The organism is Paucibacter sp. Y2R2-4, assembly GCF_025717535.1.
Lineage (GTDB): Bacteria > Pseudomonadota > Gammaproteobacteria > Burkholderiales > Burkholderiaceae_C > Paucibacter_A.
In genome coordinates this window covers 1085073-1105535 of the sequence record NZ_JAJIRO010000001.1, presented here as the reverse complement: position 1 = coordinate 1105535, position 20463 = coordinate 1085073, and the positions used below count along the sequence as shown (strand labels likewise).

Here is a 20463-nt window from a genome sequence, read left to right as displayed (position 1 = left end):
GGAAGTTCCTCAAAACTATAATCCCGAAACTGCAGCCCATCCTCTCGGCTGGGGCCACTATGGATGAACAACTTCACTCTCTGTCGCGTCGTTTGATTGAACTGCGGATGGAGCACGCCGATCTCGACGTCTTGATCGACCGCGTGGCACAAGAACAGCCCGTCGATGAATTGAGCTTGCGCCGATTGAAGAAGCGGCGCTTGGGCTTGCGTGACCTGATTGTGCGCATCGAGCAGGCCTGCGACCCCGATGAGTTGGCTTGATGCCGCTCGCCTTTGAGCTCAAAGCTCAGTTCTTGAACCTGTTTCCTGTGCCCTCGCTTTGAGCTCAAATTCCCCGCCTTTGATTGACGAATTCAGCGACGAGTGGATCGCCGCATTTGAAGCCGAGCCGGCGCCGCCTGTTGAGGCGGCCAGCGAGCTCGAGCAATGGGTGGCGGCAGCCTTTGACGAGGGTGGCCCCTTGGCGCGCAGCGACGCCGGCTACAGCCCGCGGGAGCCGCAGCTGGCCATGAGCCAGGCGGTGGCCCATGCCATCGCGCACCGAGAAACCCTGGTGGTGGAGGCCGGTACCGGCGTGGGCAAGACTTTTGCCTATTTGGTGCCCGCGCTCTTGTCCGGCGGCCGGGCCTTGATCAGCACCGCCACCAAGAATCTGCAGGACCAGCTCTATATGCGCGATCTGCCGCGCTTGCGCGAGGCCTTGCAGGTGCCGGTGCGCGTGGCCTTGCTGAAAGGGCGCAGCAGTTACCTTTGTCTTCATCGCATGCAGCAAGCGCGCCATAGCGCCGAGCTGCCCGATCGCCGCTCGGTGATGGCGCTGTCGCGCGTGGAGATTTGGGCGCAGCAAACCCAGAGCGGCGATCTGGCCGAGATGGATGGTTTGGATGAACGCTCGCCGGTCATCCCCTTGGTGACCTCTTCGCGTGACAACTGCCTGGGCAGTGAGTGCCCGGAGTTCCGCGCCTGCCATGTGGTCAAGGCGCGGCGTGAGGCCATGGAGGCCGATGTGGTGGTGGTCAATCACCATTTGTTCTTTGCCGACATGACGCTGCGCGACAGCGGCGTGGCCGAATTGCTGCCCAGCGTGGACTTGGCGGTGTTTGACGAGGCGCATCAATTGGCCGAGGCCGGAGTGCAGTTTCTGGGCACCATGCTGGGCAGCGCTCAGCTCTTGGACTTTGCGCGCGATGTCTTGGGCCTGGGCTTGGCGCAGGCGCGTGGTCTGCAAGATTGGCAGGATCTGCACTTGCGGCTGGAGCGTGCGGCGCGTGAGCTGCGGCTGGTTTGCGCCGGCCCGATGCGCGAGGTGCGGGGCATGTTGAAGCTGGCGTGGAACGAGCGCGCCAATCGGCCGGGCTTTGCCAAGGCCTTGGACGATGTGGCGGAAGCCGCCGAGTTGGCCATCGAGATGCTGGCGACGGTGACCGAGACCTCGCCAGACTTTGTGCGTCTGCATGAACGCGCGGTCGAGCTGAGCCGCTTGGCCCATGTGTTTGCCAATGCACCCGATGATGCCGATGTGCGCTGGATTGACCTGACGCCGAACCAAGCGCGCTTGATCGAGTCGCCGCTGGATATTCGTGAGGCCATGAAGGAGCAGCTCGCCGGGCCTCCCAAGGCCTGGATCTTCACCTCGGCGACGCTGGGTGATGATGAGCGGCTGAGCTGGTTTACCGAACCCGCAGGGCTTGACGATGCCACGGTGCTGCGGGTGGGCAGCCCCTTCAATTACGCGGAGAACGCGCGGCTCTATATTCCTCGCAACTTCCCCAAGCCGAGCGAGCCCACGCATCCGCAAGAAGTTGCGGCCTTGGCCGCTCGTTGCGCGCGCGCCTTGGGCGGCCGAACCTTTGTGCTCACCACCACCTTGCGTGCCCTGCAAAGCATTGGCGATGCGCTGCGTTCTGAGTTCGAATCGGCCGGTGATGCCTTGATGGTTTTGCAGCAAGGTTTGGCGCCAAAGCGTGTGCTGCTGCAGCAGTTTTTGGATGATCCGCGCTCTGTCTTGGTCGGCTCCGCCAGCTTCTGGGAGGGCATCGATGTGCCCGGCGACAGCTTGCAGTGCGTGTTGATCGACAAGCTGCCATTCCCTCCGCCCAACGATCCCTTGGTCGAGGCGCGCGTCAAGCGGCTCGAAGCGTCGGGGCGCAATGCCTTTGCGCATTACTTCATTGCCGAAGCGGCGATTGCCTTGAAGCAGGGCGGCGGTCGCTTGATTCGTACCGAGCAAGATCGGGGTTTGCTGGTGGTGTGCGATCCGCGCATGGCGGGCATGAACTATGGCCGGCGCCTGCGCGCCGCCTTGCCGCCGATGACGCGCGTGGCCGAAGAGGATGAGGCTTTGGACTGGCTGGCGCTGTTGGCCGAGCTGCGCAGCGGCACGACCTAAACTCAGGTTTCATCGGTGCACAAATGAAAAAGGCGCGTGAAGATCACGCGCCCTTTTACTAATCGTTTATCGACTCAGTGGCTGAAACTCACCAGAGTTCCCACCAGGCCTTCTTGCCGAAGGCATTGCCGGCCACATATCGACTGCTGGGGAAGCTTTGCTTCAACACCCGTTGAGCATCGTCGCGCAGCGGGATTAAGCCCAGCTTGTCGTAGCTTTGCGTCATGATGTAGAGCGCCTCTTCAACCGCAGGGGCGTTTTGGAATTCCACCGTGGCCTGCTGGGCCCGATTGGCCGCTGCCACATAGGCGCCGCGGTTGTAGTAGTAGCGGGCCACATGGACTTCGTACACCGCCAGGGTGTTGGTGATGTAGTCCACACGCAGCTTGGCGTCGGCCGCATAGCGCGAGTCCGGGAACTGCTCGACCACTTGCTTGAACGAAAGCAGGGCATCGCGCGAGGCCTGCTGGTCGCGCTCGGAAATGTCTTGGCTGGCCAGGCGCCCGAACAGCCCCAGGTCTTCATTGAAGTTGACCAAGCCCTTCATGTAGACCGCATAGTCCAGCGCTGGGCTGGAAGGGTTCAGCTTGATGAAGCGGTCCAGCGTGGTGACCGCCTGGGCGCGCTCGCCTGTGCGGTGGTAGGCCCAAGCCAAATCCAACTGGGCTTGCTGGCCCATCACCGTGCCAGCGGCGCGACCTTCGATGCGCTCCAGAGCCTTGATGGCTCGGTCGTAGGCGCCGGAATTCAGGTCGTCCTTGGCCTCTGCGTACAATTTGTCCAAATTGGCCTGCGAATTCGGATCATCCTTGGGGTTGGACGAGCAGGCTGCCAGCGTCAAGGCCATCACGGCTGCAACTCCGAACATCCAGCCGGAGCGGCGCGAACTCTTGTGGGATGAACCCCGGCCTTGGCCCGAAGACGCGGCAAGCTCAGCTTGCGGCGCTGTTGACGGGTGGCGTTCCACGCATTTTTCTATCATGATTCCTTGATCTCGGCAGGGGCGGCGCAGCGCGTCGACCTCGCCTTTGATTCTGCTGATTTCGCTGAAGACGGAGCTTTGATTATATGGTTCAGGCCCAGCCTGTTATTGAGCCCATCGACCCGGCTGTGGGTGACGATGAATGGTCCGCCGAAACGGAGTCGCTGGAAGCATCGGCCGACTTGGGCGAAGTCGAGGTCAGAGAAGCGCAAGTCGATGCCGAGTGGCATGGCAAACGCTTGGATCGCTGGTTGGTCCATCTGGCGCCAGAGTTCTCGCGCAACCATCTGCAAAGCTTGATCGAACGCGGCTGCGTCAGCATCAATGGCGCGGTGGCCAGCAGTGCTTCACGCAAGCTGCAGGCCGGGCAGAACATGCGCATCGAGTTGCAGCCCACGGCAGAGAGCCAAGCGTTTCGCGCCGAAGTGCTGGACTTGGACATCGTCTATGAAGATGAGCATCTCTTGGTGCTCAACAAGATCGCCGGCATGGTGGTGCATCCGGCTTCGGGTAACTGGTCAGGCACGGTCATGAATGGCTTGTTGGCCCATCACCCGGCGGCGGCCAGCTTGCCGCGTGCCGGCATCGTGCATCGCTTAGACAAAGACACCAGCGGCTTGATGATGGTGGGCAAGAGTCGCGAAGCCGTGACCGCCTTGACGCGCATGATCGCCGCCCGCGAGGTGCATCGCGAGTATGTGGCGCTGGCCTTTGGTCGCGTGCCGGAAGAAATGACCGTGGATGCGCCGCTGCGGCGTGACCTGATCTCGCGCATCAAGATGGCGGTGCTGGCCACCGGCAAGCCTTCGCGTACGGATGTTTATTTGCTGGGTGTGGGCGAGCAGGGCGTGCGCAGCATCAGCGCGGTGCACTGTGTCTTGCACAGTGGGCGTACCCATCAAATTCGCGTCCATTTGGCCTACAAGGGCTATCCCTTGGTGGCGGACGCCTTGTACGGCGGTGTGCCGGCCTTGGGGCTGACGCGCCAGGCCTTGCATGCCGCTCGTTTGTCCTTCCAGCATCCGATCAGCGGCAAGCCACTGCAATTTGACGCGTCTTTGCCACAGGATTTGGCATCTGCCTGGGCTTTGCTGGGGCTGGAGGCACCGAGCCTGCCGGTTTTGAGCGATTGAGCAGGCTACAATAAGGCCTGCTTGATGGTGCAGTCGCACGACGGATCGCAGTTTTAGCCCGGTTGGCGCGCATCAAGCCCGCTGTGCAGCTGGTGTTTGGACTTGAGGTGAGTCCGCCCTGCCGCACAACCCTCCCGCCTCTCAAGTCCAAGACATTTGCTCGCTCGGTACGGCCGAGTAGCCCAGGTCAGCTCCAGAGGTCTGGATTGCAAAACACCCGCTTGAATCGGGACAAATGACGAAAGTCAATGAATACACAGGATGCTAAGCGCGTCCTCGAGACCGCGCTGATTTGCGCCCAGCAGCCTTTGACCCTGCGCGAAATGCGTAGCCTGTTTGCCGATGCAGTCGGGCCAGATACTTTGCGTAGCGTCTTGGATGAGTTGACCCGAGACTGGGAAGGTCGCGGCGTTGAGTTGGTGGCGGTAGCTTCGGGCTGGCGTTTTCAAAGTCGCCCTGAGTTGCGCGAGTATTTGGATCGGCTGCATCCCGAGAAACCGCAGCGCTATTCGCGGGCGGTGATGGAGACCTTGGCCATCATTGCTTACCGCCAGCCGGTGACGCGGGGCGATATTGAGGACATTCGAGGCGTTGTGGTCTCAACGCAGATCGTCAAGCAATTGGAAGACCGGGGTTGGATTGATGTGATTGGTCATCGCGAGGCACCGGGTCGTCCGGCGCTGTACGCCACGACCCGTCAATTCCTCGACGATCTGGGTCTGAACAGTCTTGAGCAGTTGCCGACACTGGAGTTTGGTGTGGCGCCTGCGCAGGCCCTGGCTGAAGCCTCGGCGCAGGCCGATGCAGCTGGCCTTCAAGGCGTTTTGATCGAGCCCGAAGAGGCCGGTGAGGGCTTGGCTCAGGTGGCTGAGCAGCCCGCAACACAAGACTCTCAAGAGTCAAGCATGGAATCAGGCGAAGAGCCTGCGTCTATGGAGTCGTCACCAACGCTGGGTGAAGGCGTCGAGCTTCAATCATCTTCCAGCGAAATTTCTACCGAATCTTTCCAAGCGCCTATCGTCAGCGATGCAGGCGTATCCGTTCCGGCTCAGCCGGATCCTTTGTCTGACGCCGCCGAACAGGTGCAAACCAACGCATGAATTCAAACGATATTGACCCCGACGCCCAAGCCCAATCCGGTGCTCCCCTGAACGAAACGCCTGTTGAGGCGGCACCGAAGCGCAAGCGCGCGCCGGCCAAGCCGAAGGCCGAAGTTGCGGCGCCGGTGGATGCAGTGGCTGAGGTGAAGGCTGTGAAGCCGCGCGCCCCGCGCAAGACTGCGGTCAAGAAGTCTGAGGTCGAGAACGCCGTGGAAGAGGGCGCCTCCGCGCCAGCGACAGCGGCAGCGATTTCAGCCGAGCCAGCGATGGCAGTCGATGCGAGCGATGCGCCTGTGGCGCCCAAGCGCCGTGCGCCACGAAAAACAGCGGCTGAGAAAGTGGCTGCGGAGTCCCCGGCCACCGAGCAGGCGCCCTTGTTCACGCTGGCACCCGAGATGACTGAGTCTGCTACGCCAGCGTCTAGCGATGCTCAGTCGGCGGAATCGGCGAGTGACTCTGAAGGGACTTCCGAGCAATCGGCTGACGCGCAAACCGGCGAAGGCCAAGAGCGCTCGGGTCGCAATCGCAATCGTCGCCGCGGTCGCAAGGACTTTGCCGAGGGCGGCGAAGAGCGCGCACCTCGTCCGGTGGCTGAGCAAGCTGCGCCGGCGCCCGAGGTGTTGGCGGCTGTGGGTGAGCGTTTTGCCGAAGTCTTGGCCGGTGACTTTGACGCCGAGGACGAAGAGCTGGTCGAGCCGAGCCAGGATTCGGACGAAGAGGTCGAGACCAAGCGTGTGCTGGCCCCTGAGCCGGATGCACCTAAGCTGCAAAAGGTTCTCGCCCAGGCAGGTGTCGGTTCGCGTCGCGATATCGAAGACATGATTGCCGAAGGCAAGATCGAGGTGAATGGCGAAGTGGCCCATATCGGCCAGCGCATCTCCTATGGCGACAATGTGCGTGTGGCCGGCAAGCCGATCCGCGTTCGTATTTCGCCGCCTGCGCCGCGCATCCTGGCCTATCACAAGCCGGCCGGTGAAGTGGTGACCTTCAACGATCCCGAAGGCCGCCCGACGGTGTTCCGTCATTTGCCGCGTTTGCAGCAGGGCAAGTGGCAGGCCGTGGGTCGTTTGGACATGAACACTGAGGGCTTGCTCTTGTTCACCAACTCCGGTGAGTTGGCCAATCAATTGATGCACCCGCGCTTCGGCGTGGAGCGTGAATACGCCGTGCGCGTCTTGGGCACGCTGGCGAATGATCAGAAGGCTCGCCTCTTGGAAGGCGTGATGATTGAAGGCCAAAAAGCAGCCTTCAAGAGCATCGAAGAAGGCGGCGGCGAAGGCATCAATCGCTGGTATCGCGTGGTCATCACCGAAGGCCGCAATCGCGAAGTGCGCAAGCTGTTTGACTCGATGGGTCTGACCGTCAGTCGCCTGATCCGTATCCGGTATGGCACGGTGGTGCTGCCGCGCGGCCTGAAGCGCTGCGTCTGGATTGAGTTGGGTGAGGACGATGTACGCATCATCCGTCGCTTGGCTGGCAATGATCAGTCGCGCGGTGGGCGCGAGGATCGCGCTGAGCGTGGGGAGCGAGGCGACCGTCCTGCGGAACGTGGCGCAGAGCGTGGTGTGGAGCGAGGCAATGAGCGCAATGCCCGTGGTGGCGAGCGCGGCAATGAGCGCGGCGAACGCAACCGGGGTCGTCGTGCCGATGGCCGGCAAGCCGGCGTGGGACCACGTCCCAGCCGAGCGCCCGAGCGCCCAGAGCGCAATGAGCGTAATGAGCGCAACGACCGGCCGCAATCGCGTGGTCCGGAGCGTGGCAATGATCGCTCCTTTGATCGTGCCAACGAAAGACCGAGTGACAGGTCCAACGACAGGCCCAATGATCGCGGCGACGATGACTTCGACGATGTGATCCCGCGCAATATCAATCCCTTGGAGCAAACCTTCGATCGCCGCTTTGCGGGCAAGGGCCGAGGCATTCCTTCTGGCTTTGGTGCCGGCGGCAGCGCGCCTGATCGTGGTCCTGGCGGCGCTGGTGGTGGACGTGGCCGCTCGCAAGGCGGCAAGGGTGATGGCCCGCGTCAACCTGATCCGCTGCAGACTTCGGTCGGCTATATCGGCGCCGATGCCTTTGTGCGTCGAGGTGGCCGAGGCGGCGGCGGTGGTCGCGGCGGCCAGGGTGGCGGTGGTGGCGGCGGCCGTTCCGGCGGCGGCTACGGTGGCCGCAGCCGCTAAAGCTTGAGGTCTCAAGCCGTTTGAGTCCCCAAAAGGGTGGATTGCGTGGGTCTGCTGCGCAAATCGCCCTTGTTGATAAAAATGGTGACGATGTTGGCGAGGGTGGGCATGTCCACGATCGTCAGCCTGACACCAGCACACAGTACAATTCTTGGTTTTGCCAAGCCCTCAGATTTCAGGAGAAATGACCATGGCTATCGAACGCACCCTTTCCATCATCAAGCCCGATGCCGTGGCTAAGAATGTCATCGGCCAGATCTACGCCCGCTTCGAAGGCGCCGGTCTGAAGATCGTCGCTGCCAAGATGACTCATCTGTCGCGTGGCGAAGCCGAAGCTTTCTACGCCGTGCACAAGGCTCGCCCTTTCTTCAATGACCTGGTCAACTTCATGATCTCCGGTCCCGTCGTGATCACTGCTCTGGAAGGCGAGAACGCCATCCTGAAGCACCGTGACCTGATGGGCGCCACCGATCCTAAGAAGGCCGAGAAGGGCACCATCCGTGCTGACTTCGCCGACAGCATCGACGCCAACGCCGTGCACGGTTCCGACGCCGCTGAGACTGCCGCTGTTGAAGTGGCATTCTTCTTCCCCGGCATGAACGTTTACAGCCGTTAATTCGGACTGTTTCGGTTTTGCCTCTTGTGCTCTCAGGCCTTGAGGCCTGATCAGCAAGAGGATGACAAAAATGGACGCGGTCAACCTGCTCGGTTTTGATCTTGAAGGCCTGGCCGCGTACTGCGAACAGCTGGGTGAGAAGCGCTTCCGCGCCACTCAGCTGTTTCGTTGGATCCATCAAAAAGGCGCCGCTGATTTCGATCAGATGAGTGACCTGGCCAAGTCGCTGCGCGACAAATTGGCCTCCCGGGCGTACATCAAGGCGCTGCCGGTTATTTCTGAACATCTTTCCGCCGACGGCACGGTCAAGTGGCTGTTTGACGTCGGTGCGGGCAATGCGGTTGAGGCGGTGTTCATTCCCGAGACCGACCGCGGCACCCTGTGTATTTCCAGCCAGGCCGGTTGCGCCGTGGGCTGCCGGTTTTGCTCCACCGGACATCAAGGATTCAGTCGCAATCTGGAAACCTGGGAAATCATCGCCCAGCTCTGGTTTGCTGAGCACACCCTGCGCAAGAAGTTCGGCAGCAGCGAGCGCGTCATCTCCAATGTGGTGATGATGGGCATGGGCGAGCCGCTGCAGAACTACAACGCCTTGGTGCCCGCCCTGCGCATGATGCTGGACGACCATGGCTACGGCATGTCGCGTCGTCGGGTGACCGTTTCAACGTCTGGCGTGGTGCCAATGATCGACCGGCTGCGCGATGATTGCCCGGTGGCTTTGGCGGTGTCCCTGCATGCGCCGACCGATCCGTTGCGCGATCAGTTGGTGCCTTTGAACAAAAAGTACCCGATCGCCGAGTTGTTGGACGCCTGCAATCGCTACTTGGACAAAGCGCCACGCGACTTCATCACCTTCGAGTACTGCATGCTGGACGGCGTCAATGACACGCCGGAGCAGGCGCAGGAGTTGGTGGCTTTGTTGCGCGGTCATGTGAACTGCAAGATCAATCTGATCCCGTTCAATCCTTTCCCGGCCTCTGGTTTGAAGCGCAGCTCGCGTGAGCGGGTGATGGCCTTCTCTGAGGTCTTGCTAAAGGCCGGTTTGGTCACCACCGTGCGTAAGACCCGCGGTGACGACATCGACGCCGCCTGTGGGCAGTTGGCCGGCGAAGTTCAAGATCGGACCCAAGTTCACGTGCGCATGGTGCGTGCGCCTGTGGTGGTAAAAGGCGCAAATCCTTCCTGAATGCCCTTCTGAATGCTAACGACGAGTTCGAGCCGCATGAACGACAGCAAAGTTTTGCCCGCTAGGCCTGTTTTGGGGTCTGAAAAGAGCTCTCGATTGCAGGGGCGCGCCTCGGGTTTCATTACCCTGGTTTTCGCTGCTTTGCTGGCCGCTTGTGCCGCGCAGAGTACATCCGACCGTTCAGTGCCGCGCACTGACTCTGATCAAACCGATGCCGATCGACGTGCGGGCGTGCGCCTGGAGTTGGCGGCCATGTATTTCTCTCGCGGCCAATTCAATACGGCTTTGGACGAGATCAAGCAAGTGCTGACGGTCAAACCGGATATGCGCGAGGCGCTGAACCTGCGTGCCTTGGTGTACGCGGCCATGGCCGAGCCCCAGTTGGCCGAGGACAGCTTCAAGCGCGCTTTGGCGCTTTACCCGAATGATCCTGACACCCTGCACAACTATGGCTGGCTGAAGTGTCAGCAGCAGCGCTGGGCGGAGTCAGACGCGCAATTCAACCTGGCCTTGGCCCAGGGTAGCTATCGTGCGCCGGCTCGCACCTTGATGGCGCGCGGCGTTTGCGAAGCACGCTCTGGCCGAATGGCAGAGGCCGAGCGCAGCTTGGCCAAGGCATTTGAGTACGACCCCGCCAGCCCGGCTGTGGCTGTCAATTTTGCGGAGGTCTTGTACCGTAACGGGCAGTACGAGCGGGCGCAGTTCTACATCAAGCGTGTCAATGCACAGGCCGATCAAAGCAATGCCCAAAGCCTCTGGCTGGCTTTGCGAATTGAGCGGCGCCTGGGCAATACCAAGACCGTGGATGAGCTGAGCCAATTATTGCGACGCGGTTATCCGCAGTCGCCCGAATTGCAAGCCTTGGACAGCGGGCGATTCGATGAGTGAGGGAGAACGCATGTCTTCTATCTTGAGCGAGGCCGCGCCCCAGTTGAGCGAGCCGGCTTCGCCTCAGACGGCTGGCGCTTGGCTGCGTCAGCAGCGGCAGCAGCGCGGCTTGCACATCGTGGCCTTGGCGGCCATGTTGAAGGTGCCGCAAAGCAAGTTGGAAGCCCTGGAAGCTGATCGCTTGCAAGAGTTGCCCGACGCGACCTTCACCCGTGCATTGGCCACGGCCATGTGCCGCGCTTTGAAGGTGGATGCGGCGCCGGTGATGGCGATGCTGCCACGCAGCAACGAGCCTGAATTGAATGTGTCACGAGGCTTGAACAAGCCCTATCGCGAGCGCGACAGTCGCACCGAGGGTCTGAGTCTGGATGGTTTGAAGCGACCCATGTTTTGGGGGCCGGCCTTGCTCTTGGCCGCCGCCGCCGCGGTTTATTTCTTGCCGGCCGATGTGTTCGATCGTTTTCAGAAGCCTGGTGGCGATACCTCATCGGGCGCCGCTTCGGCGGAGGTGGCACCGGTGCTCTCGACCGAGGCACCATTGGCCGTTCCGGCTGCCAGTAGTTCGGATGCCAATATGTCGTTGACCGCTGAAGCGGCCTCGGCTGTTCAAGCAACCCTGCCACTGTCTGCCTCGAAGGCCGCTTCCGCCGTTCTTGCGCCGACAGGTCAGAGCGCAAGCGCAACAAGCGCAGCAGGAGCCAAGTCTGTGGTCAATGCGGGCGTCTCTCTGCCAGCAGCTGCAACGGCCGCTTCGTTGCCGCCCGCTCCCGTCGCTGGCGGTGTGCCCTTGGTCGTCAAGGTACATGCCGAGTCATGGGTGGAAGTGGTGGATGCACGGGGTCAGACCTTGCTCTCCAAGCTCTTGCGTCCGGGCGATGTGCAGAATCTGTCGGGTTTGCCCCCGCTGAAAGTTCGGGTGGGCAATGTGTCCGGCACTGAACTGGTCTTGCGCGGCGCCAGCGTGGATCTGGCTTCGCAGTCACGCGACAACGTGGCTCGCATTGAGTTGAATTGAATCGCTTTTTTGATAGACACCCGCATGAGCGCAAACATGATCGACACAAGCACTACGCTGGAACAAGCCATTGCGGCGGCTAAGCCGGCGGCACGCCGCTCGCGCCAAGCCCGTGTGGTCTGGGGTGACCGTGTGGTCACCATTGGTGGCGACGCGCCGGTGCGCGTGCAGTCCATGACCAATACCGACACGGTCGACGTGATCGGCACCGCCATCCAAGTCAAGGAATTGGCGATTGCCGGTTCCGAGATGGTGCGTATCACCGTGAACACCCCCGAGGCCGCAGAGGCCGTGCCGCATATCCGCGAGCAACTCGATCGCATGGGCATTGACACTCCCTTGGTGGGCGACTTCCATTACAACGGCCACCGCCTGCTGACCGACTTTCCGGCCATGGCTCATGCCTTGTCCAAGTACCGCATCAACCCTGGCAATGTGGGCAAGGGCGACAAGAAAGACCGCCAGTTCGCCATGATGGTGGAGGCTGCTGCCCGCTACGACAAGGTCGTGCGCATTGGGGTGAACTGGGGCAGCTTGGATTCTGAACTGCTGGCCCAGATGATGGATGAGAACGCGGCACGCGCTCAGCCCTGGGATGCGCAGCAGGTGATGTACCGGGCCTTGATTCAGTCTGCCCTGACTTCGGCCGAGTACGCGCGTGAACTGGGCCTGAACCCCAACAACATCATCATCAGCTGCAAAGTCAGCGGTGTGCAGGATCTGATCTCGGTCTACCGAGCCCTGAGCCAGCGTTGTGACTACCCCTTGCATCTGGGTCTGACCGAAGCCGGCATGGGCACCAAGGGCACGGTGGCATCCGCCACGGCGCTGTCCATCTTGTTGCAAGAAGGCATTGGCGACACCATCCGCGTTTCGCTGACGCCTCAACCCGGCGAAGCTCGCACCCAAGAGGTGGTGGTGGCGCTGGAGATTCTGCAATCGCTGGGTCTGCGTGCTTTCAATCCCAGCGTGACCGCTTGCCCCGGATGTGGCCGTACCACCAGCACCACCTTCCAAGAATTGGCCAAGCAAATCGACGATTTCTTGCGCGAGCAAATGCCCGTCTGGCGCGCCAAATATCCCGGCGTGGAGAACATGAAAGTGGCGGTGATGGGCTGCATCGTTAACGGCCCCGGCGAGAGCAAGCATGCCGACATCGGCATCAGCCTGCCCGGCACCGGTGAGGCCCCGGCAGCGCCAGTCTTCATCGACGGCGAGAAGGCCCTGACGCTGCGTGGCGAGAACATCGCCACCGAGTTCCAGACCCTGGTTGAAAACTATATTGAAAAGCGCTTTGGCACCGCGGTGCCGGCCTGAGCAAATTCCAGCATGACAGAAGAAGTAGCAAAAAAGAGCGCCGCCAAAGTTGAGCCGCTGCGTGCCGTCAAGGGCATGAACGACATCCTGCCGCCGGAATCGGCGCGCTGGGAGTGGCTGGAAGCCAAGATGCGCAGCGTGTTGCAGCGCTATGGCTACCAAAATGTGCGCACGCCCATCGTGGAGCAAACCGCCTTGTTTGTGCGCGGTATCGGCGAGGTGACCGATATCGTCGAGAAGGAGATGTACGCCTTCGAAGACCGCGCCGACAAGCATGGTCAGGCCGAGCATCTGGCCCTGCGCCCGGAGATGACGGCCGGCGTGGTGCGCGCAATGACCGAGCACTCCTTCCTGCGTGACTCGGGTCGGCGTCTGTATTACTTCGGCCCGATGTTCCGCCGCGAGAAGCCGCAAAAAGGCCGTTACCGCCAGTTCCATCAGATGGGTGTCGAGGCTCTTGGTTTTGCCGGCCCCGATGTTGATGCCGAAGTGATCCTGATGGGCAGCCGCCTGCTGCGCGAGTTGGGCCTGGTGGAGGGCGAGCACTTCACTCTGGAGCTGAATTGCCTGGGCGAAGCGGACGAGCGCCGCGCCCACCGCGAGGCCTTGATCGCCTATCTGGAACAGCACAAAGACTTGCTGGATGAAGACAGCCAGCGGCGTCTTTACACCAACCCTTTGCGCGTGCTGGATACCAAGAACCCCGCACTGCAAGACATGGCCAATGGCGCGCCCAAGCTTTTGGACTTCTTGGGTGAGGCCTCGCTGGCCCACTTCAACGGCGTGCGGGCCATTCTTGATGCGATGGGCGTGGCCTACCGCATCAACCCGCGCCTGGTGCGTGGCCTGGACTATTACAACCTGACCGTGTTTGAGTGGGTGACCGACAAGCTCGGCTCGCAAGGCACGGTCTGTGGCGGTGGCCGTTACGACGGTTTGATCGAACAACTGGGTGGCAAGCCCGCGCCAGCGGTCGGCTTCGGCATGGGCATCGAACGCATGCTTTTGTTGTTGGAAGAAGTGGGTGTCGTGCCAGCCGCGCCAGTCCCGCATGCTTATGCCATCGTGCCTTCAATCAAGGGTCTGCCGCAGGTGATGGTGGCTCTTGAAGCCTTGCGCGGTGCTGGCGTTTCCGTGGTCTTGCATCCGGGGCAGAGCAGCATGAAGTCGCAGTTCAAGAAGGCCGATGCCAGTGGCGCCACTTTTGCGCTGATCTTCGGCGAAGACGAGCTGGCTCAAGGCATGGTGGCCGTCAAGCCATTGCGAGCTGAGGGCGGCGAGCAGGTCATGCGCAGCATTTCAGCGGCCGCTGATTGGGCCGCCGACTTGCTCAACGCATAATCGCGCCCTGCGTCACCCGAATTGCACGCACGTCGCACTATCTTTTCTAAGTACTCCTGAAACATTCATCCATGGCCTCGCATCTCGACCTCGAAGAACAAGAACAACTGGATCAGCTGAAGGCTTTCTGGAAGCGCTGGGGCAATCTGATCACCTGGGGTATCACCCTGGTGCTGGCCGTGTTTGCTGCCTGGAATGGTTGGAACTGGTGGCAGCGCGATCAAGCCGCTAAGGCGGCCGCCATGTACGACGAATTCGATCGCGCGGTGCAAGCCGCCGAGGCCGACAAGGCCGGCCATGTGTTTGCCGACCTGAAAGAGCGCTATCCACGCACCAGCTATGCCGCGCAAGCCGCCTTGCTGGCCGCCAAGCTGCAGTTCGACAAGGGCCAGGCTGACACCGCTCGCGCCAGCTTGGCCTGGGGTTCTGACAATGCCGCCGAGGATGAGTACCGTCAGATCGCGCGTTTGCGTTTGGCGGGTTTGCAGATGGATGCCAAGCAGTACGACGAAGCCGGCAAGACTTTGGACAAGGTCAATTCGATCGAATTCTCGGCCTTGCAGGCAGACCGCCGCGGTGACCTGTTGATCTTGCAGAACAAGCCTGAACTGGCGCGTGCTGAATATCAAAAAGCTTGGGCCGCAATGAGCGACAAACAAGACTATCGGCGCCTGATTGAGGCCAAGCTGGCCACGCTGGGTGTGGCTGCTGCACCCGATGCGGCCGCTTCGGCAAGCGCTAAGGGAGCAGGCAAATGAGGACGATTCGACTGCTCGGCGCTTTGCTCGCCGCGGGCCTGGTGTCCGGCTGTTCTTTGTTCAGTTCATCCAACACGGCCAAGCCGGCTGAGTTGGAGCAAATCACGCCTGCTATCGCGGGTCGCGTGGTTTGGACCGCGCGTGTCGATAACGTCAAGTTTCCACTCGCCATCGCGGCGCGTGGTGAGCAGTTTGTGGTGGCGGGTGGCGACGGTGTGGTGCAGTCGCTGCGGGCCAGCGATGGGCAACTGAACTGGCGCGCCGATGTCGGTCAGAAGTTGAGCGCAGCCGTCGGCAGCGACGGTCGCTTTGCCGCCGTGGTGACACGAGACAATGAGCTGGTGCTGATCGACAGCGGTCAAGTGCTGTGGCGCAAGACCTTGCCGACGCCGACTTTCGCCGCGCCTTTGGTGGCCGGTGAGCGGGTCTTCGTGCTGACGGTGGACCGTCAAGTCCACGCGTTTGATGCCCAAGATGGCCGCAAGCTCTGGGTGCTGCGCCGTCCGGGTGAGCCTTTGACGCTGGCTCAGCCTGGCGTGATCGGTGCTTACAAAGACACCTTGATCGTCGGGCAGGGCGCTCGTCTGACCGGCGTCGATCCCCTGCAAGGCAGCGTGCGCTGGGAAGCCAGCATCGGCAACGCCCGTGGCACCAATGAAGTGGAGCGTTTGGCCGATTTGGTCGGCCCGATGCAGCGAAGTGGTGAAATCCTGTGCGCTCGCTCCTTCCAATCCGCCTTGGGCTGCGTCAATGCCGAGCGCGGCAGCCTGATCTGGAGCCGCAATATCGGTGGCAAGCTGGGTGTCGGTGGTGATGCCAAGCAGTTGTTTGCCGCTGATGCATCCGATCGTCTGAGTGCCTGGAACATCGCCAACGGCGATGTGCAGTGGACGGCTGAACAGTTCCTGAACCGCCAATTGACGGCGCCCCTTAGCCTGGGCCAGACCGTGGTGGTGGGGGACTATGAAGGTTATGTCCATTTCGTTTCGCAAGAAACCGGCAAGACTCAGTTGCGCTTGTCCACCGACGGTTCGCCGGTTGCGGCCACGCCGGTCGCGCTGGGCCAGACCATCTTGGTGGCCACACGCAATGGCGGGCTGTTCGCCATGCGGCCCGAATGAGGGTCAAAATCGGCGCCTGAATCGCCCTTGAATCCTTTGCTTTAGAGAGAATAAAAACAATATGAAACCCGTCATCGCACTCGTAGGCCGCCCCAATGTGGGCAAGTCCACCTTGTTCAACCGCTTGACCAAGACGCGAGATGCGATCGTGGCCGACTTCGCCGGCTTGACGCGCGATCGCCACTACGGCGACGGACGCATTGGCAATCAGGAGTTCACCGTCGTTGACACCGGCGGCTTTGAGCCCGATAGCACCACCGGCATCGTCAAAGAAATGGCCAAGCAGACTCGCCAGGCGGTCGCTGAAGCCGATGCAGTGATTTTTGTGGTGGACGTGCGCTTGGGTCTGTCGGCGCAAGACTCCGACATTGCTCGCTATTTGCGCCAGTCCAGCAAGCGCATCTATCTGTGCGTAAACAAGGCCGAGGGCATGAGCGAGTCGCCGCTCTTGGGCGAGTTCTACGAACTTGGCTTGGGTGAGCCGCATCCGATTTCGGCCTCACATGGCCAGGGCATTCGCAGCCTGATGGAAGCGGTGCTGGAGCCTTTCGAGTTTGATGAAGACGAGGTGGCCAGCGATGTGCCCGATGGGGTGATTCGCCTGGCCGTGGCCGGCCGCCCGAATGTGGGCAAGAGCACCTTGATCAACACCTGGCTGGGTGAAGAGCGCTTGGTGGCGTTTGACATGCCGGGCACCACCCGTGACGCGATCAGCGTGCCCTTTGAGCGCAATGGCCAGCAGTTCCAGTTGATCGACACTGCCGGTCTGCGCCGCAAGGGCAAGGTGTTTGAAGCCATCGAAAAATTCTCGGTGGTGAAGACGCTGCAGGCGATTGCCGATGCCAATGTGGTGCTGCTGCTCTTGGATGCGACCCAGGGCGTGTCGGACCAGGATGCGCATATTGCGGGCTATATCTTGGAAAGCGGCCGCGCCGTCGTCTTGGCCGTCAACAAATGGGATGCCATCGACAGCTACCAGCGCGAGCAGCTGCAGCGCTCCATTGAGCAACGCTTGGCCTTCTTGAAGTTTGCACCCATCCACAATATCTCGGCGCTCAAACGTCAGGGCCTGGGTCCTTTGTGGAACGCTCTGGCGGATGCCTATTCTTCGGCCTACCGCAAGATGACCACGCCGGTTTTGACTCGCTTGATTCAAGAAGCGGTGGAGCATCAAACCCCCAAACGCAGCGGCCACTTCCGTCCCAAGCTGCGCTACGCGCACCAGGGCGGCATGAATCCGCCCCTGGTCATCGTGCACGGCAACTCGCTGGAAGGTGTGACCGAGGCCTACAAGCGTTATCTGGAAGGCCGCATTCGGGCGCACTACAAACTGGTAGGCACACCGATGCGTATTGAAATGCGATCGTCCAAAAACCCATTCAGTGACAAAGACTGAAAGCGTTTTTGTCACAGACCTCACATCGATGCGGGCGCCATCCCTGTGTTAAGGTCGAAACTGTTACTTAGAAACCCTCTCACAACACGGAGCATATCGTGAGCAATAAAGGCCAACTCTTGCAAGATCCCTTCCTGAACCTGCTCCGCAAAGAGCATGTGCCGGTCTCCATCTATTTGGTCAATGGCATCAAGTTGCAAGGCCAGATCGAGTCCTTCGATCAATACGTGGTTTTGCTGCGCAATACCGTGACGCAGATGGTTTACAAGCACGCGATCTCCACCGTGGTGCCGGGCCGCGCGGTCAATTTCCACGCGGCCGATGGTGCCGACGACGCAGCTTGATCCTCAAGCTGCGCGCTCTCTGACTGGCCTCGGCCCGCCCAACACACCTTGACATCCTCTTCCTCTTTTCAAGCCGCCCATGGCGCGCAGTCACCTTCCGAGGTGGCTCGCGCCATTTTGGTAGGTGTTGATTTCGGCCGCACTTCCAAAACGTCGACGGCCTTTGATCCCACTTTAGATGAACTGGCCTTGTTGGCCGAATCTGCTGGCGATACCCCGGTCGCGCGAGTGATTGCGCGTCGACAAGCGCCAGACGCTGCCCTGTTTGTCGGTTCCGGCAAGGCTGACGAGATCAAGCTCCTGGTGCAGGCTCATCAAGCCCACACCGTGCTCTTTGATCAGGCCATCTCTCCTGCGCAGCAGCGCAATTTGGAGCGGGTCTTGGGTGTGCCGGTGGCGGACCGTACGGCCTTGATCCTGGAGATTTTTGCCGCCCGCGCCAAGAGTCATGAAGGCAAGATGCAGGTCGAGTTGGCTCGGTTGCAGTACCTGGCCACGCGCCTGGTGCGGCGCTGGAGTCACTTGGAGCGCCAAAGCGGCGGCATCGGCATGCGCGGCGGCCCGGGTGAGGCGCAGATCGAGTTGGATCGGCGCATGATCGACGACCGCATCAAGAACATCAAAGACAAGCTGAAGAAGGTGGAGCGTCAGCGCAGCACCCAGCAACGAGCGCGCGCACGTAACAGCGTATTTCGTGTGTCCTTGGTCGGTTACACCAATGCCGGCAAATCGACGCTCTTCAATGCCTTGGTGAAGGCACGCGCTTATGCGGCGGACCAGTTGTTCGCCACCCTGGATACGACCACACGATCACTCTACTTGGAGCAGGCCGGCACCAGCGTTTCGCTGTCAGACACCGTGGGCTTTATCCGCGATCTGCCGCACAAATTGGTGGTGGCTTTCCGCGCCACCTTGCAAGAAGCGGCCGATGCCGATTTGCTCTTGCATGTGGTCGATGCTGCCTCGCCCTTGCTGGACGAGCAGATGCAAGAGGTGGAGCGGGTGCTGGACGAAATTGGCGCCGCAGCCATTCCTCAAATCCTGGTCTACAACAAGCAAGACATGCTGGAGGAGAGCCAGCGTCCGCGCGAGCCCATGGACTGGGTTGAGCGCCAAGGCCAAGGTTTCGGCGGAGGTCAGCGTGTGCCTCGCGTCTTTGTCAGCGCCATTGATGGTGATGGCCTTGACCTGCTGCGTAGCCAGATCGTCGAGGCGATGCAAAAAGAGCCCCGTCCGCAGTTCGAGTCAGAAGATCCGCGTGGCCTGGACTTGAATTCCTTCGAGACTCCCCCAATTGAAGGGTCGGAGTTTGATCCCGAGAACTCTGCTGTGAATCCGGACGAGGATTCCGCAGCCACCCACCCCACACAGGCATGAGCATGAATACCTTTGAGCCAGTGAGCCGCGAGCGGCGCCCCGAAAGCCAGGCCGCCGGTCGTTTGAAGCCGCTGGCCCAGGCCACCTTGGCCTTGTTGAGTGGCTTGATGCCGGCCGGTTGGCGCGCCGGGCGTCACCTGAACAATGGCCGCAATGACGGCCCGCCCGATTTGGATGAGCTGTGGCGTGATTTCAATCGCAAGCTGTCCGGCATGTTCGGCGGCAAGCCTTCCGGTGGCAATGACTCCGGCGGCAATGGCAGCAATGGCGGCGGCAACAATTTCCAACCCGATATGAAGAGCGCCGGCATTGGCGCCGGCTTGATCGGCGGTGTGGTCTTGCTGGGCTGGTTGGGCAGCGGCTTCTTCATCGTCCAAGAAGGCCAACAAGCCGTGGTGACCTCCTTCGGCAAGTACAGCAAGACGGTCGAAGCAGGTTTTCAATGGCGTCTGCCTTACCCCTTCCAGGCCGACGAGATTGTGTCAGTGACGCAGCTGCGCCAGGTTGAAGTGGGCCGCAACTCGGTGGTGCAGGCCACAGGTTTGCGCGACTCTTCCATGCTCACCCAGGACGAGAACATCGTCGACATCCGCTTCACGGTGCAATACACCTTGAAGGATGCGCGCGATTACTTGTTTGAGAATCGCAACCCGGATGAAGCGGTGGTGTTGGCGGCCGAGTCGGCCGTGCGCGAGATCGTCGGCAAGAGCAAGATGGATTCGGTGCTTTACGAGCAGCGTGATGCGATTGCGGTGGACTTGGTCAAATCGGTTCAAACGCAGCTCGACCGTTTGAAGGCCGGCATCCAGGTCAAGAACGTCAATGTGCAGAACGTGGCCCCGCCCGAGCAGGTGCAGGCCGCGTTTGACGATGCCTTCAAGGCGGGCGCTGACCGTGAGCGTTTGAAGAACGAAGGTCAGGCCTATGCCAATGATGTGATCCCCAAGGCCCAAGGCACTTCGGCACGTTTGCTGGAAGAGGCGGAAGGTTATAAGTCTCGCGTTGTCGCGCAGGCTGAAGGTGATGCGCAGCGCTTCAAGAGCGTCTTGAGCGAGTATCAAAAGGCGCCCGGCGTGACGCGTGATCGCCTCTACACCGACACCATGCAGCAGGTGTACTCGAATGTCAGCAAGGTGATGGTGGACAGCCGCAGCGGCTCCAATCTGCTGTATCTCCCGTTGGACAAACTGATCCAGCAAAGCACCGGCACGGTGACGGCCTCGCCGCCCGTGGTTACGCCTGCGGCCGAGAGCACAGCGCCGGCGGTCAGCAACGATGTGCGTTCCCGTGACGGCTTGCGTAGCCGCGACGTCCGCTGATG

18 protein-coding genes are annotated in these 20463 nt (G+C 61.1%); 17 read left to right on the top strand and 1 reads right to left on the bottom strand.

Translation table 11 applies throughout. The annotated features are described in order from the left end of the window. The first annotated feature begins 59 nt into the window (after positions 1-59). Both LNV06_RS04810 and yoaA read left to right on the top strand, forming a co-directional pair. Entirely contained in the window at positions 60-263 is a 204-nt protein-coding gene (locus tag LNV06_RS04810) for a YdcH family protein (RefSeq protein ID WP_263537079.1), read from the top strand. A 169-nt stretch (positions 264-432) separates the two neighbouring features. Next, entirely contained in the window at positions 433-2391 is a 1959-nt protein-coding gene (gene yoaA, locus LNV06_RS04805) for a DNA repair helicase YoaA (RefSeq protein WP_263537518.1), read from the top strand. Positions 2392-2479: 88 nt separating this feature from the next. Here the strand turns inward: yoaA and LNV06_RS04800 are convergent, their stop codons facing one another. Next, the gene (locus tag LNV06_RS04800) at positions 2480-3238 is read right to left on the bottom strand and encodes an outer membrane protein assembly factor BamD (protein ID WP_263537078.1); all 759 of its coding nucleotides are present in this window, start codon (positions 3236-3238) and stop codon (positions 2480-2482) included. A gap of 221 nt (positions 3239-3459) precedes the next feature. Between LNV06_RS04800 and LNV06_RS04795 the strand changes: the two genes are divergently transcribed. From LNV06_RS04795 to hflK, 15 genes are all read left to right on the top strand, one after another. Continuing rightward, positions 3460-4506 (top strand): RluA family pseudouridine synthase, encoded by a 1047-nt coding sequence (locus LNV06_RS04795; protein WP_263537077.1) that lies wholly within the window; start codon positions 3460-3462, stop codon positions 4504-4506. A 248-nt stretch (positions 4507-4754) separates the two neighbouring features. Continuing rightward, positions 4755-5606: an SMC-Scp complex subunit ScpB gene (gene scpB, locus LNV06_RS04790; RefSeq protein ID WP_263537076.1), complete on the top strand. Its 852-nt coding sequence runs from the start codon at positions 4755-4757 to the stop codon at positions 5604-5606. Next, positions 5603-7783, top strand: coding sequence for a pseudouridine synthase (locus tag LNV06_RS04785; RefSeq protein ID WP_263537075.1), 2181 nt, complete (start codon positions 5603-5605; stop codon positions 7781-7783). The genes scpB and LNV06_RS04785 overlap by 4 nt, the downstream gene beginning before the upstream one ends. A 190-nt stretch (positions 7784-7973) precedes the next feature. Next, positions 7974-8399, top strand: a complete 426-nt coding sequence (gene ndk, locus LNV06_RS04780; protein ID WP_263537074.1) for a nucleoside-diphosphate kinase — start codon at positions 7974-7976, stop codon at positions 8397-8399. Between the two features lie 70 nt (positions 8400-8469). After that, positions 8470-9585, top strand: coding sequence for a dual-specificity RNA methyltransferase RlmN (gene rlmN / locus LNV06_RS04775; protein ID WP_263537073.1), 1116 nt, complete (start codon positions 8470-8472; stop codon positions 9583-9585). Positions 9586-9621: 36 nt separating this feature from the next. Next, positions 9622-10473, top strand: a complete 852-nt coding sequence (gene pilW, locus LNV06_RS04770; protein WP_263537072.1) for a type IV pilus biogenesis/stability protein PilW — start codon at positions 9622-9624, stop codon at positions 10471-10473. Between the two features lie 10 nt (positions 10474-10483). Continuing rightward, a complete protein-coding gene (locus LNV06_RS04765; RefSeq protein ID WP_263537071.1) occupies positions 10484-11488 on the top strand; it encodes a helix-turn-helix domain-containing protein in 1005 nt (334 codons plus the stop codon). Between the two features lie 24 nt (positions 11489-11512). Next, positions 11513-12805: a flavodoxin-dependent (E)-4-hydroxy-3-methylbut-2-enyl-diphosphate synthase gene (gene ispG / locus LNV06_RS04760; RefSeq protein WP_263537070.1), complete on the top strand. Its 1293-nt coding sequence runs from the start codon at positions 11513-11515 to the stop codon at positions 12803-12805. A 12-nt stretch (positions 12806-12817) separates the two neighbouring features. Continuing rightward, positions 12818-14146 carry a histidine--tRNA ligase gene (hisS, locus tag LNV06_RS04755; RefSeq protein WP_263537069.1) on the top strand — a complete coding sequence of 443 codons (1329 nt, stop codon included), beginning with the start codon at positions 12818-12820 and terminating at the stop codon, positions 14144-14146. Positions 14147-14217: 71 nt separating this feature from the next. Then, complete coding sequence (locus LNV06_RS04750) at positions 14218-14904, top strand: YfgM family protein (protein WP_263537068.1); 687 nt, start codon at positions 14218-14220, stop codon at positions 14902-14904. Further along, positions 14901-16025 (top strand): outer membrane protein assembly factor BamB, encoded by a 1125-nt coding sequence (bamB, locus tag LNV06_RS04745; RefSeq protein ID WP_263537067.1) that lies wholly within the window; start codon positions 14901-14903, stop codon positions 16023-16025. Before LNV06_RS04750 ends, bamB begins: the two co-directional genes overlap by 4 nt. Positions 16026-16086: 61 nt before the next feature. Then, the gene (der, locus tag LNV06_RS04740) at positions 16087-17421 is read left to right on the top strand and encodes a ribosome biogenesis GTPase Der (protein WP_263537066.1); all 1335 of its coding nucleotides are present in this window, start codon (positions 16087-16089) and stop codon (positions 17419-17421) included. Between the two features lie 98 nt (positions 17422-17519). Then, positions 17520-17765: an RNA chaperone Hfq gene (hfq, locus tag LNV06_RS04735; RefSeq protein ID WP_263537065.1), complete on the top strand. Its 246-nt coding sequence runs from the start codon at positions 17520-17522 to the stop codon at positions 17763-17765. A 48-nt stretch (positions 17766-17813) separates the two neighbouring features. After that, the gene (gene hflX / locus LNV06_RS04730; protein ID WP_411970055.1) at positions 17814-19142 is read left to right on the top strand and encodes a GTPase HflX; all 1329 of its coding nucleotides are present in this window, start codon (positions 17814-17816) and stop codon (positions 19140-19142) included. Between the two features lie 107 nt (positions 19143-19249). Then, positions 19250-20461, top strand: coding sequence for an FtsH protease activity modulator HflK (gene hflK / locus LNV06_RS04725; protein ID WP_263537516.1), 1212 nt, complete (start codon positions 19250-19252; stop codon positions 20459-20461). Positions 20462-20463 lie beyond the last annotated feature (2 nt).